General features: G+C 60.3%; 15 protein-coding genes. 7 read left to right on the forward strand and 8 right to left on the reverse strand.

Features of this window, described 5'->3' with window-relative positions:
• Positions 1-26: 26 nt before the first annotated feature.
• The 6 genes from DWA01_RS17820 to DWA01_RS17845 all read left to right on the forward strand — a co-directional run bounded on the left by DWA01_RS17820 (position 27) and on the right by DWA01_RS17845 (position 6,633).
• Positions 27-428 (forward strand): MerR family transcriptional regulator, encoded by a 402-nt coding sequence (locus tag DWA01_RS17820; protein ID WP_114287161.1) that lies wholly within the window; start codon positions 27-29, stop codon positions 426-428.
• A 12-nt stretch (positions 429-440) separates the two neighbouring features.
• Positions 441-2,216, forward strand: coding sequence for an acyl-CoA dehydrogenase C-terminal domain-containing protein (locus DWA01_RS17825; protein WP_114287162.1), 1,776 nt, complete (start codon positions 441-443; stop codon positions 2,214-2,216).
• A 60-nt stretch (positions 2,217-2,276) separates the two neighbouring features.
• On the forward strand, positions 2,277-2,489 hold the full coding sequence (locus tag DWA01_RS17830; RefSeq protein WP_114287163.1) for a hypothetical protein: 213 nt from the start codon (positions 2,277-2,279) through the stop codon (positions 2,487-2,489).
• A gap of 70 nt (positions 2,490-2,559) precedes the next feature.
• Positions 2,560-3,198, forward strand: coding sequence for a glutathione S-transferase family protein (locus tag DWA01_RS17835; RefSeq protein ID WP_114287164.1), 639 nt, complete (start codon positions 2,560-2,562; stop codon positions 3,196-3,198).
• Positions 3,199-3,210: 12 nt separating this feature from the next.
• Entirely contained in the window at positions 3,211-4,422 is a 1,212-nt protein-coding gene (locus tag DWA01_RS17840) for an acetyl-CoA C-acetyltransferase (RefSeq protein WP_114287165.1), read from the forward strand.
• A 12-nt stretch (positions 4,423-4,434) separates the two neighbouring features.
• Complete coding sequence (locus tag DWA01_RS17845; protein WP_114287166.1) at positions 4,435-6,633, forward strand: 3-hydroxyacyl-CoA dehydrogenase NAD-binding domain-containing protein; 2,199 nt, start codon at positions 4,435-4,437, stop codon at positions 6,631-6,633.
• 60 nt (positions 6,634-6,693) lie between these two features.
• On the opposite strand, the gene DWA01_RS17850 is transcribed toward DWA01_RS17845, so the two are convergent.
• Both DWA01_RS17850 and DWA01_RS17855 read right to left on the reverse strand, forming a co-directional pair.
• Positions 6,694-7,239 carry a Hint domain-containing protein gene (locus DWA01_RS17850; protein ID WP_114287167.1) on the reverse strand — a complete coding sequence of 182 codons (546 nt, stop codon included), beginning with the start codon at positions 7,237-7,239 and terminating at the stop codon, positions 6,694-6,696.
• A gap of 140 nt (positions 7,240-7,379) precedes the next feature.
• Positions 7,380-8,027: a sulfotransferase family 2 domain-containing protein gene (locus DWA01_RS17855; protein WP_114287168.1), complete on the reverse strand. Its 648-nt coding sequence runs from the start codon at positions 8,025-8,027 to the stop codon at positions 7,380-7,382.
• A gap of 100 nt (positions 8,028-8,127) precedes the next feature.
• Between DWA01_RS17855 and DWA01_RS17860 the strand changes: the two genes are divergently transcribed.
• Positions 8,128-9,147, forward strand: coding sequence for a hypothetical protein (locus DWA01_RS17860; RefSeq protein ID WP_114287169.1), 1,020 nt, complete (start codon positions 8,128-8,130; stop codon positions 9,145-9,147).
• Positions 9,148-9,191: 44 nt separating this feature from the next.
• On the opposite strand, the gene DWA01_RS17865 is transcribed toward DWA01_RS17860, so the two are convergent.
• The 6 genes from DWA01_RS17865 to DWA01_RS17890 form a co-directional block, all read right to left on the reverse strand.
• The gene (locus DWA01_RS17865) at positions 9,192-10,178 is read right to left on the reverse strand and encodes an SPOR domain-containing protein (protein WP_235008606.1); all 987 of its coding nucleotides are present in this window, start codon (positions 10,176-10,178) and stop codon (positions 9,192-9,194) included.
• Positions 10,179-10,296: 118 nt separating this feature from the next.
• Positions 10,297-10,929, reverse strand: a complete 633-nt coding sequence (gene upp / locus DWA01_RS17870) for a uracil phosphoribosyltransferase (RefSeq protein ID WP_114287171.1) — start codon at positions 10,927-10,929, stop codon at positions 10,297-10,299.
• Positions 10,926-11,909 (reverse strand): adenosine deaminase, encoded by a 984-nt coding sequence (locus DWA01_RS17875; RefSeq protein WP_114287172.1) that lies wholly within the window; start codon positions 11,907-11,909, stop codon positions 10,926-10,928. Before DWA01_RS17875 ends, upp begins: the two co-directional genes overlap by 4 nt.
• A gap of 2 nt (positions 11,910-11,911) precedes the next feature.
• Positions 11,912-13,111, reverse strand: a complete 1,200-nt coding sequence (locus tag DWA01_RS17880) for a phosphopentomutase (protein ID WP_114287173.1) — start codon at positions 13,109-13,111, stop codon at positions 11,912-11,914.
• Positions 13,108-14,418, reverse strand: coding sequence for a thymidine phosphorylase (locus DWA01_RS17885; protein WP_114287174.1), 1,311 nt, complete (start codon positions 14,416-14,418; stop codon positions 13,108-13,110). Before DWA01_RS17885 ends, DWA01_RS17880 begins: the two co-directional genes overlap by 4 nt.
• A gap of 4 nt (positions 14,419-14,422) precedes the next feature.
• Positions 14,423-14,812 carry a cytidine deaminase gene (locus DWA01_RS17890; protein ID WP_114287175.1) on the reverse strand — a complete coding sequence of 130 codons (390 nt, stop codon included), beginning with the start codon at positions 14,810-14,812 and terminating at the stop codon, positions 14,423-14,425.
• Between the last annotated feature and the right edge of the window lie 38 nt (positions 14,813-14,850).

Raw genomic sequence — 14,850 nt, forward strand, 5'->3', positions numbered from 1 at the left:
GGCCCAACCCAGGAGAGCCCACCCCGATGACTGACCCGGTAATGACCATTCGCGAGATGTGCGACACGTTTGATGTAACCCCCAGGACGCTTCGTTTTTATGAGGCGAAAGAACTGCTGTTTCCGATCCGCGAGGGACAGAAACGCCTGTTCACCAAACGGGACCGCGGCCGGCTGAAGCTGATCCTGCGCGGCAAACGCTTTGGCTTTTCGCTGGAAGACATCCGCCAGCTTCTGGACCTCTACGACATGGGGGATCAGCAGAACATCCAGCTGCGCCGCACCTTTGAAAAGGGTCAGGAACGGTTGAAAGAAATGGAATCTCAGCGCGACGAGCTGAGCCTCGCCATTGACGAGCTGAAACAGCAACTGGACTGGGGCGAAGCCAAACTGGCTGAGTTTGCCCGGGACAAAACCGACACGAACTAGGGAGAAAGCCCAATGCCAATCTACACGGCGCCGACCAAAGACCTGCAATATGTGCTGCACGACGTGCTGAATATTTCAGCGGCGGACATCCCCGGCTTCGGGGACCTGGACCGCGATTTCACCGGCGCGATCCTGGGCGCGGCCGGCAAGATTTCATCTGAAGTTCTCGCGCCATTGAATGCGGTCGGCGATCAGCAGGGCTGTCGGTTGGAAAATGGCATTGTCACCACCCCGGACGGGTTCAAAGACGCCTTTGCCCAGATGCGCGAAAACGGCTGGCCCAGCCTGGATTGCGACCCTGAATATGGCGGCCAGGGCATGCCCTATGTCATTGCCACCGCGGTGGGCGAGATGTTCTCGGCCTCAAACCAGGCCTTTACCATGTATCAGGGCCTGACCCATGGCGCCTATTCCGCCATCCACGCCCATGGCACCGAGGCGCAAAAATCCACCTACCTGCCCAAAATGGTCAACTGCGACTGGACCGGCACGATGAACCTGACCGAGCCCCATTGCGGCACCGATCTGGGTCTGATGCGCTCCAAAGCCCTGCCCCAGGGCGACGGATCCTATAAAATCTCCGGTCAGAAAATATTCATCTCAGCAGGTGACCACGACATGGCAGACAATGTCATTCACCTGGTGCTGGCCAAGATCCCCGGCGGTCCTGAAGGCATCAAAGGTGTATCCCTGTTCATCGTGCCCAAATTCCTCGTCAATGAAGACGGCAGCCTGGGCAGGCGCAATGGTGTCTCCGTCGGTAAGCTTGAGGAGAAAATGGGCATTCACGGCAATTCCACCTGTGTGATGGATTTTGACGAGGCCACCGGGTACCTGCTTGGCAGCGAACACAAAGGCATGCGCGCCATGTTCACCATGATGAATGAAGCGCGGCTGGCGGTGGGCGCCCAGGGGCTGGGCCAGGCCGAAGCCGCCTATCAGAACGCTGCCGCCTATGCCAGGGAACGCCTGCAGGGCCGTGATGTCACCGGGGTAAAGAACCCGGACGGCCCCGCCGATCCGCTGATCGTGCACCCCGACATCCGCCGCAGTCTGATGGATCAGAAAAGCTTTACTGAAGGCGGTCGTGCCTTCCTGCTCTGGGGCGCGCAGCTGATCGACCAGCACCGCAGCGCCGGGGATGAGGCCGCGCACGGTCTGGTGTCCCTGATGACACCGGTGATCAAAGGCTTTTTGACCGATCAGGGCTATGACATGACTGTACAGGCCCAGCAGGTGTTTGGCGGCCACGGTTATATCGAAGAAACCGGCATGTCCCAGTTCACCCGCGATGCCCGTATCGCGATGATCTATGAGGGCGCCAACGGGGTGCAGGCGCTGGATCTGGTGGGTCGCAAACTGGCCCAGGACGGCGGCAAACATGTCATGGCTTTCCTTGAGCTGGTCAAAACCTTCTGCAAGGACAATGCCGGCACCGAAGGCATGGACGACTTCACCAACCCGCTGAAAAATGCGTCAAAAGAACTCCAGGCCGCCGTCATGTATTTCATGCAGCACGGCATGAAGAACCCCAACCACGCGTTGGCCGGCTCCAATGACTTCATGCACCTGTTTGGCCATGTCTGCCTCGGGCTGATGTGGGCGCGTATGGGCAAAGCGTCGCTGGAAGCTCTTGCATCCGGCACCGATGATCCCGATTTCCATAACAACAAACTGATCACCGGGCGCTATTATATGTCCCGCCGCCTGCCCGCCACTTCGCTGCATCTGGCCCGTATCGAAAGCGGCGCAGACACAGTGATGGGGCTTGCGGCCGACGCGTTCTGAAGCAGACCTCCCCGGCCCCGTCTGCGGGCCGGGACCTCCATCCCACCGAGGATCCGATCGATGCCCAAACGTTTCAGACTGACCCGGCGCTTCCCTGTCGCCATGACCGAAGACGGCTACCGGCGTCTGAAACGCTTCTCCAGCGAGGCGGGGCTTGATGAAGGCGAAGCGCTGTCTTTTCTGTTTGAGCATTTTGACAGTGTTACCAATGCTGAGAACCTGAGCGCACGTTTACGCCTGTTCAACAATGACCTCGACCAGCGCAAACGCTGAAATACGCCAGAATGCTATACCTGTTGTCCAGACCCAAACCCGGACACAAAGCCAGACCAGGAGCCCGACTATGACGATCAAATTACATTGCTTTGGTGAAAGCGGCCACAGCTACAAGGCGGCCCTGGCGCTGGAACTGTCGGGGCTCGACTGGGAACCGGTCTATATCGACTTTTTCAACGGGGCCACCCGCAGCCCGGACTACCGCGGCACGATCAACGAGATGGGCGAAGCCCCGGTGCTGATCGACGGCGATCTGCGGCTGACCCAGTCCGGTGTCATCCAGGACTATGTTGCTGAGAAATCCGGCAAGTTTGGCGGTCGCAACAACAATGAGCGGCGCGAGATCCTGCGCTGGATCTTGTGGGACAATCACAAACTCTCCTCGCCGGCCGGCATGACCCGCTTCCTGATGAATTTTATGCCACAAGACAAACGCCCGCTTGAGGTGATCAAATTCACCCAGGGGCGGCTGCACGGCGCCTACAAAGTGCTGAATGCCCATCTTGAGGGCCGCGACTGGATTGTTGGCGATGCGCTGAGCAACGCCGACCTGACCTGTTGCGCCTACCTCTATTACCCCGAGCCCTTTGGCTTTGAGCGCAAAGACTTCCCCAATATCGACGCCTGGCTGGACCGCATATCCGCGCAGCCCGGCTGGAAACACCCTTATGACTTGATGCCCGGTTCCCCAGCGGACCGGGCGTGACAGGAGGACATTATGACCGAAGCCTATATCTATGACGCTCTGCGCAGCCCTCGCGGCAAAGGCCGCAAAGACGGCAGCCTGCATGAAGTGACCTCCGTGCGCCTGTCAGCCCAAATGCTGAACGCGGTGAAAGAGCGCAACGACCTCGACACCCGCGCCATTGAAGACGTGATCTGGGGCAACGTCACCCAGGTCGGCGAACAGGGCGGCTGTCTTGCGCGCACCGCCGTGCTGGCCTCTGATTTCGATCAGCAAGTGCCCGGCCTCGCCATCAACCGGTTCTGTGCCTCGGGCATGGAAGCGGTGAACCTTGCGGCCAACCAGGTCCGCGGTGGGGCCGGCATGGCCTATGTTGCCGGAGGGGTCGAAATGATGGGCCGGGTCGCGATGGGCTCTGACGGGGCGGCCATCGCGGTGGATCCGTCTGTCGCTATGGACACCTATTTTGTGCCCCAGGGCATTTCAGCCGATCTGATCGCCACCCAGTACGGCTTCAGCCGCGCAGATGCTGACTCTCTGGCGGTGGAATCCCAGCGCCGCGCCGCCGCTGCCTGGGAGGCGGGCCATTTCGACAAATCCGTGGTGCCGGTCACCGACCAGAACGGGCTGCACATCCTGGACCAGGACGAATACATGCGCCCCGGCACCAGCACGGACGACCTCGCCCGGCTCAAAGCGTCCTTTGCCGACATGGGTCTGGTGATGCCTGGCTTTGATAAAATCGCGCTGATGAAATATCCGCATCTGGAAGCGATCAACCACATTCACCACGCCGGCAACTCGTCAGGCATCGTGGACGGTGCCGCCGCAGTTCTGATCGGCAACAAAGAGTTCGGCGAAAAGTACGGGCTGAAACCGCGCGCCCGCATCCGTGCCACCGCCAAAATCGGCACCGAACCCACCATCATGCTGACCGGCCCGGTGCCCGTCACCGAAAAAATCCTGCGCGACAGCGGCATGAGCATCAGCGACATCGACCTGTTTGAGGTCAACGAAGCCTTCGCCGCCGTGGTGCTGCGTTTCATGCAGGCCTTTGACGTGGATGCGGACAAGGTCAACGTCAACGGCGGTTCCATCGCCATGGGCCACCCGTTGGGCGCCACCGGGGCGATCATCATCGGCACCCTGCTGGACGAGCTGGAACGCACCGGCAAAGGCGTCGGGCTCGCCACGCTTTGCATCGCATCCGGCATGGGTGCCGCCACCATCATTGAACGCCTGTAAGCGGAGATTATCATGAGCGATTTTACATATTCCGTCGATGCAGACGGCGTTGCGGTTATCTCCTGGGATGTTCTGTGCAAATCCATGAACGTGATGTCCCAGCAGGCCTTTTCTGACCTGTCTGACATGGTGGATCAGGGGCTGGCAGATGACGCAGTCAAAGGCATCGTCATCACCTCGGCCAAACCCGATTTTGCCGGTGGCATGGATCTCAACGTCATTGCCAAGATGAAAGAAGACGCCGGCGACAACCCGGCCAAAGGCGTGTTTGACGGTGTCATGGCGATGCACGCGGTGATGCGCAAAATTGAGCGCGCCGGCATGGATGCCAAAACCAACAAGGGCGGCAAACCGATCGCCTCCGCCCTGCCCGGCACGGCACTTGGTATCGGGCTTGAAATCCCGCTATGTACCCACCGCATTTTCGCCGCTGATAATAAAAAGGCCAAAATCGGCCTGCCCGAAATCAAAGTCGGCATTTTCCCCGGTGCTGGTGGCACCACGCGTCTGGTGCGCAAGCTGGGTGCCATGGCCGCTGCGCCGCTGTTGTTGCAGGGCAAAATGATGGACCCTGCGTCTGCGAAACGTGCCGGTGTCATTGATGAGGTGGTCGAGGATCCGACTGCCGCTGCCAAGGCCTGGGTGCTGAATGCCAAAGATACCGACATCCTGAAACCCTGGGATGCCAAAGGATATAAAATGCCCGGCGGCGCGCCTTACCACCCGGCTGGTTTCATGACCTTTGTTGGTGCCTCCGCCATGGTCAACGGCCAGACATACGGCGTCTACCCGGCAGCCAAAGCGATGCTCTCGGCCGTCTATGAAGGCGCTCTGGTGCCGTTTGACACCGCGCTGAAAATTGAGGCCCGCTGGTTCACTTCAGTACTGATGAACCCGTCCTCCTCTGCGATGATCCGCTCCCTGTTCATCAACAAAGGCGCATTGGAAAAAGGCGCGGTGCGGCCCAAAGATGTGCCGGACCAGAAAGTCTCCAAAGTCGGCATCATGGGCGCGGGCATGATGGGCGCCGGCATCGCTTATGTTTCGGCCAACGCCGGTATTGAGGTGGTGCTGATCGACCAGCAACAAGAGGCGGCGGATAAGGGCAAAGCCTATGCCGAAAGCATCCTCGACAAAGGCATCAGCCGCAAGAAAGTCACCGCTGATAAGAAAGAACAGGTGCTGGCGCGCATCACCGCCACCACCGATTATGACGCACTCAAAGGCTGTGACCTGATCATCGAAGCGGTGTTTGAAGACCCGGCTATCAAAGCCGAAGTCACCGCCCGGGTTGAAGCGGTGGTGGGGGAAGACTGCATCTTTGCCACCAACACCTCGACCCTGCCAATCAGCGAGCTGGCCAAGGCCTCCAGCCGTCCGGAGCAGTTCATCGGCATCCACTTCTTCAGCCCGGTGGACAAGATGCTGCTGGTCGAGATCATCAAAGGCCGCGAAACCGGTGACCGTGCCGTAGCCAAAGCGCTTGATTACGTGCGCCAGATCCGCAAAACGCCGATCGTTGTGAATGACGCGCGCTTCTTCTACGCCAACCGCTGCATCATCCCCTATATCAACGAAGGCATCCGCATGGCCGCCGAAGGCGTGTCGCTGCCGCTGATTGAAAATGCAGCCAAACTGGTCGGCATGCCACTTGGTCCGCTGCAGCTGGTGGATGAAACCTCCATCGATCTCGGGGTGAAAATCGCCAAAGCGACACGCGTCGCGATGGGGGATGCTTATCCCGACGGTGCGGTGGACGATGTGCTGTTCTGGATGGTCGATGAAGGCCGTTTGGGGCGCAAATCCAGTGCCGGGTTCTATGATTATGATGCCAAAGGCAAACGCACGGCGCTCTGGGACGGGTTTGGCGACAGATACGCCGAGGCAGACAGCCAGCCAGAACTGAGTGAAGTGCAGCACCGGCTGCTGTTCGCCCAGGTGTTGGAAGCGGTACGCGCGCTGGAAGACGGCGTGTTGATGGACATCCGCGAAGGGGACGTTGGCGCGATCCTCGGCTGGGGGTTTGCGCCCTGGTCCGGCGGCCCGCTCAGCTGGCTTGATATGATCGGCGCCGCCAAAGCGGTGGATCTCTGTGATCAGCTGACGGCGGATTACGGCACGCGGTTCACCGCCCCGGCGCTGCTGCGTGATCTGGCGGCAAAAGGCGAAAGCTTTTACGGACGTTTCGGTGACGCGGGTAAAAGCACCTGAGACGCGACCACAAAAGGGGCTGCAGATCGTGGCCCCTTTTCAATGCGATAAGCGCGTTGTTCAGGCTGCCTCGGACACCTGACCACGGTGCGCCGGACAGATAAAACAAACACCCAGGGCAGAATAGACCGGATGCGGTTGTGCGAAACACAAGGTGATGACCTCCAGACCGCCCGTCACTGGCATCCGGTAAATCCCCGATGTCCCCTCCAGCGTCGCCGCGGTAAAACTTGACAGGCGCCCCGCTCCAGCCTCAGCCCCACTCGCAGTTTCAGTCTCGGTCCCGGCCTCAGTCTCAGTCTCAGTCTCAGCCTCTGAGTGCAGCATCTGATCCGGCAATACGCGCATGTCTTGCTGATTGCCCAATGCGCCCGCCGGGATGTGCAGCAGCCAATGCCGCCCAACGCTGCTGTCATCCATGCTCAGAAATCGCCGCTGCACCGCCGTGACAATCTGCATGCCCTTGTCCGCTGTCAGCACCACATCACCAGTTGCAATTGTTTCAACCGCCTGCCAGCCATTTTTGCCCGCGACCCGCGTGCCCTGAACCAAACCTCCCATAACTGCGGGTGGTGTTGGCGAAGTCATATCATTGTTGATGTTCATCGACGTTCCCTGCGTTCTGCCTGAAAGTGTTAAGCAAGAATGAAGCAGAGATTCTCGTCCCTCCCAGGGTCAGAATATGGCGACATTAAGGCACAACACACCTCAGCCCGCGCCGATACCGCCGATGCGGCGGCACTTTTTCAGCCGAACCCGTAGTTAAACCGGGCGATGTCCTCTGCCGCCAGCTGCGACACCAATGCGGCATCTGCATCGCTGTAGCTGGCCCGGTAATCCGCTTCCCGGATGGAGGTATTCACCCGCAGCATGTCAAAATCGAACCCCAGGTGGGATTTCAGAGCGGCAAGATCCTCACCCAGATGTTCCAGCCGGATAAAAAGATCACAGTACTCCTGCCCCGACCCGTCGCACATATAGGCGCCATAGGGGGCCTGCCGGGTCGCCTGTCGCGTCGCCTCATCGTTGAGAAACTGTGAGAACCCGACACGCTGTGCCAGGATCACCGCCGGATGCGCAAAACTTTGATCGCGCAACCAATGGTAATAACTGACCAGCCGGTCCCAGGGATTGCGCACCAGGGTGAAAGTGAACAGATCCTGCATCTCCTGGCGGGAAATCAGCCCCTCCGCATCGGCGAGGCGCGAATGTTTCCACAACCGCCCTGCGGTGGTTATGTTTTTGACCCGCTTCTTCCTGCGCAGCGCCTTGGGCGTGTCCCCGATCAAGATATCATCCGCCATCGCGCGCGCTTCCAGCGCGGTGGCAAGTGCGGTGCCGCCGGTTTTGGGAATATGGACAAAAATATAGCGGCGGCCGCGGGAAATTATCATAAATCGAACCTAGTTTCTCCGCTGCTGTTTGCCAATCATTGTTCCCGCCCCAACCCTGCGCTAGTCTGCCTGTGAAACCAACAGCAAAGCAGACCCGCATATGACGGCGTTAAAAGAATTTGAGCGGCTTGAGGCCACCGGGCTATGGCGACCAGATGACCAGCAGCAGCGCATAAATGTGCTTTTGTTTCTGGGCGATGCGACACTGGTGATCTCGGATATGAAGGAAATGGCGCTCAGCCACTGGTCCCTGCCTGCACTTGAACGGATCAATCCCGGCCCCGCACGCCCGGCGCTCTACCGGCCCGGCGATCAATGCGATGAAACGCTGGAAATTAGCGACGAAACCATGATCGAAGCCATCGAGCGTATCCACGCCGCGATTGAGCGCAGCCGGCCCCATCCCGGCCGCCTGCGCGGGGCGATACTGTGGGGCAGTTTTGCCCTTGTCGCCGGCCTGTCGCTGTTCTGGCTGCCGGGCGCAATGATCCGCTACACCGCTTCTGTTGTGCCCGATGTCACCCGCAGCAGCATCAGCACTGGTCTGCTGAACAACATCCGTCGCGTATCGGGAAAACCCTGTCAGGGCGAAGGCAGCACCGCCGCGCTGGCGACACTGCAGAACCGCTTGCGCGGCGGGCGCAGCGGCCAGATCCTGGTCATCGCCAACAGCGTGCCGGCCTCGCTGCACCTGCCGGACGGCACCATGCTGATCAACCGGACCATGATCGAAGATGTCGACAGCCCCGATGTTCTGGCCGGGTATATTCTGGCAGAAGACCTGCGCGCCAGCGCCAGTGATCCGCTGGTCGATATGTTAAACAGCACCGGGCTGATCAGCGCGTTCCGCCTGCTGACCACCGGGAAAATTCCTGACCCGGCGCTGGACACTTATTCTGAGACGCTGTTGAGCCGTTATCAGTCGCCGGTTGAAAACCTGGCGCTGCTTGCGGCCTTCAAAGAGGCCGGCGTGTCTTCGACACCTTATGCCTATGCCATCGACATCACCGGCGAAGCAACATTGCCGCTGATCGAGGCTGACCCGGTGCCCGCCGCCGCAGCGCGCCCGGTGATGCGCGACAGTGAATGGGTTGCATTGCAGGGGATCTGCGGCGAGTAAGCCCCGGTGATCACGCGGAAGCAGGCCCTGCGGCCGGCACAGGTTCAGCGGCGGAAAAACGCGTCGCTGAAACCGGCGGCACGCACCTGGATCAGCGCCCGGTTCAAATCGGCCTGGGTGGAGATCGGCCCGGCAAATACGATTTGCAAAGACTGGCCCTTGCGCGAGACCTTTGCGCGGCTGACCGGCAAGCCAAGCGCCTGAAGCCGGCGTACGGTATTGGTCGCATTGCGCGCATCGCCAAATGTTGCGACCTGCACGAAGCGGTATCCGCCGCCGCTGGTTACCGGAGCAGCCTTTTCCGAAGCTGAGGCCACTGGCGCCGATTTGCTCGAGATAAGTGTCGGCACCTGCGCCGCGCGCACAACCTGGGCCACCGGCGCGCCGCTCCCGATCAGGCGACGCGGCACGGTCTGGGTCCAGACCTGATTCATCTGCGCTTCACCCCGCGCGGTCTGCCCGCCCCGTTGTGGGTTCAGACGTCCATCGATGAAGGCCTGGCGATATCCGGACGGCACAGTAATTTTCACCACCGGCAGCGGTGGCGCTATGGCCACAGCCATCACCGGGCTTGCAGGTCTGACGGCTGGCGGCGCGGTATAGATCGCCGGGGCGCGCACGGGCGCGACAGCCGGCAGCGCGCTCACCGGGCGGGCCGCCACAGACGGCGCCGGGCGCGGTACGTTGCGCACAGTCCGAACCGGTTCAGCCGGCCGCTCAATGCGAAGCACAGGTATTGAAGGTGTCAGCACAGGCGCTGCCGTAATCGCAGCGCCCACAGGTGCGGCGCCGGCTGTGGCACTTGCCGCCAGTTCAGACGCGCTCAGACTTGGCTTGAACCCGCACAACAGGTCTTTGTTGCGCCTGACCCGCGGCACCCAGTTCACAGCACCTGCGAACCCGGCACGCACATAGACGCAGCCCCGGCTGTCAACATATTGGGTGCCCGTATATCCGGACGGGGGGAATTCTGCTGGTTGTTCCGCGTCGCGCAGTTTCTCCGCCTGCGCAACGCCGAATGATAACAGCACGGTCAAGAAAGTGACCGGTATCCATCGCATTGCCTGCATAATGTGCCTCTACACAATATATTGTGTAAGGATGCCGCAACAATCACGTTATGTAAATGGGTTTCGCCGCAATGGCGCCTTATTTTGTGCCAAACATGCGATCGCCCGCATCGCCCAGACCTGGCACAATATAGCCTTTCTCGTTCAGCTTCTCGTCCACAGAGGCGGTCACGATCGGTACATCCGGGTGCGCTTCTTTCATCCGCGCGATACCCTCAGGGGCGGCCAGCAGGCAAAGAAAGCGGATATTCGTTGCGCCCGCTTTCTTCAGCATATCCACCGCTGCAACCGAACTGTTGCCGGTGGCCAGCATAGGATCAACCGCGATCACCACCCGGTTTTCCATCGCTTCGGGCACTTTGAAATAATACTCAACTGGCTGCAAGGTCTCTTCATCACGATACAGACCGACAAATCCAACACGCGCCGAAGGGATCAGCTCAAGCACACCATCCAGCAAGCCGTTGCCCGCCCGCAGGATCGAAATCAGCGCCAGTTTCTTGCCTGCAAGAGTTGGTGCTTCCATTTCCTGCATCGGGGTTTGGATCACCTTGGTGGTCATCTCAAGTTCGCGGGTGACCTCATAGGCCAGCAGTTGCGAAATTTCGCGCAACAACTGACGGAACTCGCCGGTCGAGGTTTTCTTGTCACGCATAATGGTCAGCTTGTGCTGAACCAGCGGGTGATCAACTACGGTCAGATGGGCGCTCATGCGGCTGTCTCCAATCTCTTTTTCACTTTGGTGCGGGTCGCCTCGTCGCAGAAAGCCGCCTCAATGGCGGTCTTGTTGAGTGCGGCGAAATCCGCCTGATCCCAACCAAACGCGCGGTTGAGCTGTTCATATTCATTCACCATGCTGGTGTGGAAAAACGGTGGATCATCGGTGGACACCGTGACCTTGACACCGCGCGCCCTGAGCTTGGCGATCGGATGGGATGACCAGTCGGGATAAACACCCAGCGAAACGTTGGAGCCGGGGCAAACTTCAAGCACCGTGCCACGCGCAGCCAACTCATCAACCAGACCCAGGTCCTCAATGGCGCGCACGCCGTGGCCGACACGTTCGGCGCGCAGATCGTCAATCGCTTCGCGCACGCTTTCCGGCCCGCCCCATTCACCGGCATGCGCTGTGATGCGCAACCCGGCTTCGCGTGCCATGTCAAAGGACCAGGCAAAATCGCGCAGACTGCCGGCGCTTTCATCGCCGCCAATGCCATAGCCGGTGACAAAATCCCCGGCAGTTTCGGCCGCACATTTAGCGGTTTCGCGCGCCTTATCGGGACCAAAATGACGGATGCAGGTCACGATGCCCTTCAGGATAATACCGTCCTGCGCTTCGGCCTCAGCCGCCGCTTCCTGAATCGCGTGCAGATATTCCTTCCACGCCCCCAGATCCCGGCCACCGCAAAAATCCGGCGACATGAACGTTTCGGCATAGACCACACCGTTTTCCGCACATTCACTCAGGATGGCGCGGGTCAGACGGTAAAAATCCATTGGGCTCTGCAACACTTCTGTCGCGGCCTCATAGACTCGCAGGAAATCGATGAAATCCGTATGCGCGTAATGGCCGTTTGCATCAAAAACGCCGTCCAGGTTGACGTTTTTTTCCTTGGCCAGACCACGGATAAATTTGGGCGGCGCCGCGCCTTCCAGATGCAGATGCAACTCAACTTTGGGTAAATCTCGCATGATTACAAAAAGCTCCTTCCCGACCCGCTGGCCGTAATGTCGAGATGCGCCGCAACTGTGGCGGCAACATCGGTAAATTGCAGCAGGCCTGCCTGACCTGCGCCAAGCCCGTGCACCAGAACCGGCACCCGCTCCCGGGTGTGGTCGGTGCCAGACCAGCTGGGGTCATTGCCATGGTCCGCCGTAAACAGGATCATGTCACCGGGACGCGCTTTGGCAAAGACACGGGGCAGCTGGCTGTCAAACCACTCCAGCGCCGCGGCATAGCCCTCAACATCGCGCCGGTGGCCATAGAGACTGTCAAACTCAACAAAATTGGCGAATGTCAGCGACCCGTCTTCGGCCTCATCCATCAGATCCACCAGATGCTCCATCAGCACCTCATCCGGACCTTTGCGCACTTCATCAATGCCCTGCATCGAAAAAATATCGCCGATCTTGCCGATGGCATAGACTTTGCGGCCTGCGGATTTCGCCCAGTCACACATTGTTGGCGACGGCAGGGCAATGGCATAATCATGACGGTTCACGGTGCGGGTAAAACCGTTTTGGACATCACCGGTAAACGGGCGCGCAATCACCCGGCCGACTTTCATATCATGCAGAACCGGCGCCACGTCCCGGCACAGGCGCAAGAGCCGCTCCAGCCCGAAATGCTCTTCATGCGCTGCAATCTGAAACACGCTGTCGGCAGAGGTATAACAGATCGGCCAGCCCGACTGGATGTGCTCGTCGCCCAGCTCATCAATGATCGCGGTGCCCGGCGCATGTTTGTTGCCCAATATGCCGTCAACACCGGCCGCCTGCGCAACAAAATGCGCCAGAGTGGCTGGAAAGCTCGGCACTGTATCTTCAAAGTAATGCCAGTCCCAGGGCACCGGCACGCCGGCAAGTTCCCAGTGGCCCGACGGGGTGTCTTTGCCTTTTGAGATCTCAGTCGCCGCGCCCCAAAGCCCCCGGGGCTCGCCCCCTAACCCGGGCGCATCTTCGCCACAGGACAGGTGGATCGCGGCGCCAAGGCCCAGCGCGTCCAGATTTGGCAGTTTCAGCGGACCGCTTTCCCGCGTCGCCGCACAGGTCTGCGCGATGTGCAAAAGCGTATTGGCGCCGGTGTCGGGCAATTTGCTGTTGAAAAACTGATCAGCATCCGGCGCAGCACCACATCCGACACTGTCCATCACGACAACAAAAGCCCGGCTCATGGTCGCACACTCCCGAGCACAAGATCCGGCACGTCAACCGGACCAGTGCCCAGGGTAACGCCAGAGCGAACCGCAGCCTCGGCAATATCGGCGGCCTCAGGACTGGCGGCGTGAACCCGGCAAATCAGATCTCCGCGCGCCAGCGGGTCCCCCAACTCGACCATGGCAGAAATGCCAACGGAGGGGTCAATCACGTCACCACCCCGCAAACGTCCACCGCCAAGATTGACCACGGCCAGCCCCAGCTTTTCTCCGTCAATAGCCATGACATACCCGTCACTTGAGGCCAGCACGTCGCGCTGTTCCGGCGCAGCTGGCAGCCGGTCGCGCCAACGTTCCACAAAATCAGCGGGGGCGCCCAGCGCGGCCACCATGCGGCCAAACCGTTCCGCGGCAGCCCCGTCCTGCAGCACCGACAACACCTGGTCACTCGCGGCCTTTGCATCATCGGCCTGGCCGGCGAGCACCAGCAGTTCACCGCCGAGTTTGGCCGTGAGCTTGCAGATGCGGCTGTCCACATTGCCCGACGTCAGCGCCTTCATCACCTCGACGATTTCAAGCGCGTTGCCCAGCGACGGGCACAAAGGCTGATCCATCTCGGTCAGGAACGCCGCCGTGCGACAGCCGGCGCTGTTCGCCGTGCTCACCAGCGACTGCGCCAGTTCACGTGCTTCATCGACGGTTTTCATGAATGCCCCGGACCCGACTTTGACATCCAGGACCAGCGCGTCCAGACCTGCGGCCAGTTTTTTGGAGAGAATAGACGCGGTGATCAGATCAACGCTTGCCACCGTCCCGGTCACATCGCGCACCGCGTAAAGCCGTTTGTCTGCAGGCGCGATTGCGCCGGTGGCCGATACGATGGCGCAGCCGACCGTTTCAACAATCTCCCGGAACCGGGGCTCTGACACCTCGGATACAAAGCCAGGGATGGCGTCGAGCTTGTCGAGCGTGCCGCCGGTGTGCCCCAGCCCGCGCCCTGACACCATCGGCACATAGGCGCCCATCGCCGCCAGCGCCGGTGCCAGCAACAGCGAGACTGAATCTCCGACGCCGCCAGTGGAATGTTTATCAATCGCCGGCCCCGGCAGATCCCACTGCATAACGTCGCCGCTGTCCCGCATGGCCAGCGTCAGCGCCACCCGGTCCGGATCGCTCATCCCGTTCAGCAAAGCGGCCATGGCAAAGGCCCCGGCCTGCGCATCCGTGACCGCGCCCGATGCCAGACCATTGGCAAACCAGGTCAGTTCATTGCTGTCGAGGGCCTCTTTGTTCCGCAGGCGGGTGATGATTGCGCGCGCGTCCATCGGTTCAGCTTTCCATATGTTCTGGGGCAAAGGCGCCGGGTAACAGATCCCCAACCGCCATTTCCCGGCGCTCACCGGCAATGGTGGCCATGGTCACCGGCACATCGTGGCGCGCGAACTCGGCCAGCTTCTGACGGCAGCCGCCGCAGGGGCTGATTGGCATCGGGCAATCGGCGATGACGACAACTTCGGTGATCTCGCTCTCTCCGGCGGCCACCATCGCCGCGATCGCCCCGGCCTCGGCGCAGGTGCCTTCCGGGTAGGCGGCATTTTCCACATTGCACCCGACAAAGACCGCGCCCGATTTTGACCGCAGCGCCGCCCCGACTTTAAATTTTGAATAGGGCGCATAGGCCCGTTCACGCACCTCAGTGGCAGCTTGTAAAAGCGACATGACCACACCTCATTTTTTGACTGTTTGGTCCACACTGA

The sequence above is a fragment of the Candidatus Halocynthiibacter alkanivorans genome (genome assembly GCF_003333265.1).
Taxonomy (GTDB): domain Bacteria; phylum Pseudomonadota; class Alphaproteobacteria; order Rhodobacterales; family Rhodobacteraceae; genus Halocyntiibacter_A; species Halocyntiibacter_A alkanivorans.